This is a genomic window from Thermodesulfobacteriota bacterium, from assembly GCA_040756475.1.
GTDB lineage: Bacteria > Desulfobacterota > Deferrisomatia > Deferrisomatales > JACRMM01 > JBFLZB01.
Genome location: JBFLZB010000347.1, coordinates 1 through 2,100, shown reverse-complemented (window position 1 = coordinate 2,100; position 2,100 = coordinate 1). Strand labels below are relative to the sequence as shown.

At 71.3% G+C, this 2,100-nt stretch carries 2 protein-coding genes; both read left to right on the top strand.

Going from position 1 to position 2,100, the window contains the following annotated elements:
* A partial coding sequence (locus tag AB1578_23555; GenBank protein MEW6490875.1) for a hypothetical protein occupies window positions 1-336 on the top strand: 336 nt, incomplete at its 5' end.
* A 2-nt stretch (window positions 337-338) separates the two neighbouring features.
* Window positions 339-1,904 carry a phosphoenolpyruvate carboxylase gene (ppcA, locus tag AB1578_23550; protein MEW6490874.1) on the top strand — a complete coding sequence of 522 codons (1,566 nt, stop codon included), beginning with the start codon at window positions 339-341 and terminating at the stop codon, window positions 1,902-1,904.
* The last annotated feature ends 196 nt before the right edge of the window (window positions 1,905-2,100 follow it).

The following is a 2,100-nucleotide window of genomic DNA, read 5'->3' as shown; positions in this document are numbered from 1 at the left end:
CGCACCCTGCGGCGGCTGCTGCCCGAGCTGCGCATCGACGCCGACGTGGAAGTCGTCTTGAGGCCTCCCGAGACCAGCATCCGCGAGCTCATCCAGGCCGAGAGCCGCGACGCGGACGCGGTGCTCCTGGGCCTCGCCACCCCGGAACAGGGCAAGGAAGAAGAGTACGCCCTGCGCCTGGCGGAGCTGGCCGACGGCCTGCCCACCTTCTTCTTCGTCAAGAACGCGAGCTTATTCGTCGGCGAGCTGATTTCCGCCGAAGGGCAGGGGGACCTCTCGCGCATTCCCCTGCCTGCCGGCACACAGGTACAGGGGGGGACCCGCGCCGGGAGGTGACCGTGTACAACCGAAGCGATCTCACCGGGGAAGAGCTCGTCGGCCTCCTGCCCCACGTGATGGGCACCCAGCACCCCGACAACGTCTCCAAGGTGCCCTTCGGTCCCGGGCCCGAGGTGGACCGGCACCTGGAGGAGGAAGAGGTCCTCTACAACGCCACGGTGCTGGGACTTCCCGAGCTCATGATCGACTACGAGAAGAAGCAGGGGGGGTGCACCCCCCTCTGGGACTGGCTGCACCGCTGCCCCACCTGCCTGGAGGAGAAGGTGATCGGGCGCGACTTCCACGTGACCCCCCGCATCCCCAACGGCGACACGGACCGTGACGACCCCTACTTCTGGCAGAGCATGGGGATCTTCGTGAACTCCCTCCTGGTGATGAAGCGGATGGGGCTTTCATGGCTGCCGTTTTCCGAGTTCATCCTCCCCGACGCGAGCCGGGGGGCCACCCTCGCGGAGGTGGAGCGCGACATCGCCGGCCTCTTCGAGCTCCAGCGCGCGCAGTACCGGCACTACGGGAACGGCTCCTCTTTTCCCTACGAGGGGAAGTTCTTCGTCCAGGGCATCCCCCTCATCGAGACCGTGGAGGACCTCCTGGACCCCGAGCCCATCTGGGACGAGCTCATCGACCGCCGGCGCCAGCTCACCGGGGAGGAGACCTACGTGCAGCGAAGCTTCATCGCCCGCAGCGACCCCGCCCTCAAAGCCGGGCTCGTGCCGGCGCTCGTGGCCGCGTCGGTGGCCCTCCACCGGGGGCGCCAGTACGAGCGGCGCACCGGCATCCACGTGCCCCAGATCCTCGGGATCGGGTCGGCCCCCTTCCGGGGGGGATTGACGCCGGAGGACCGGAGCATCGAGGCGGTGCTCTCTACCTACCCGGGCATGGCTACGGTCACGGTCCAGTCGGCCTTCCGCTACGACTACCCCGAGGAAGAGGTGATCCGGGCCGGCCGGCGGCTCGGGGAGGAGCTCGGCCGCGGGTACCTCGCCCGCCACGACCTGGGGGCGGGGCCCGGCCGAGAGGAGGTCGACGCACTCCGGGGGCTCATCGGGGTGCTCAAGGAGGCCTACGAGGCCTCCTACCGGGAGCTCCTGCCCCTGGTCTCCCGGGTGGCCAAGGCCGTGCCCCGCCGACGGGAGCGCTACACCAACGTCGACGTGGCGGGGGAGGCGCGCCGGGTGGGAGGGTTGCCGGCGGTACGGGCGATCCAGTACGCGGCCTCCTGCTACACCCTGGGCCTGCCTCCCGGGGTGTTGGGGTTTCGGGCGTGGCAGGAGCTCACCGACGACCAGCGGGCGCTGGCCGAGGCCACCTGCCCCCAGCTTCGCCACTGGCTCCTGGAGGAGCTGCGGTTCCTCAACCCCGACACGGCCCGCCGACTCCCCGAGCGGGAAGACCTCCCCCTCCTGGCCCAAGACCTGGAGGCAGCCCTCGCCTGGGCAGGCCGGTTCTCGGTGGACGACGCCCACGCGGAGCGGACGAGCCGGGCGGCGGCGGCCCTGGAGGGCCGGGGAGACCTGGGGGAAGCGCTCCTGGCCGCCGCCTCGGTGCGCCGGTTCCTCGGCTGATCCCCGCCCCCGAGGGCGAGCCTCGCCGGTCCGCGCCGGTCCGCGGCCCACGACCTACCCGCGTACAACCACCCGCAACCGCCAGTGGCGGGGGGCCCGCATCCGGGTGCTCAGCGTCGCCTCGAATGTTCTCATGCGGGAGACGACCGAGCGCACCCTGCGGCGGCTGCTGCCCGAGCTGCGCATCGACGCCGAC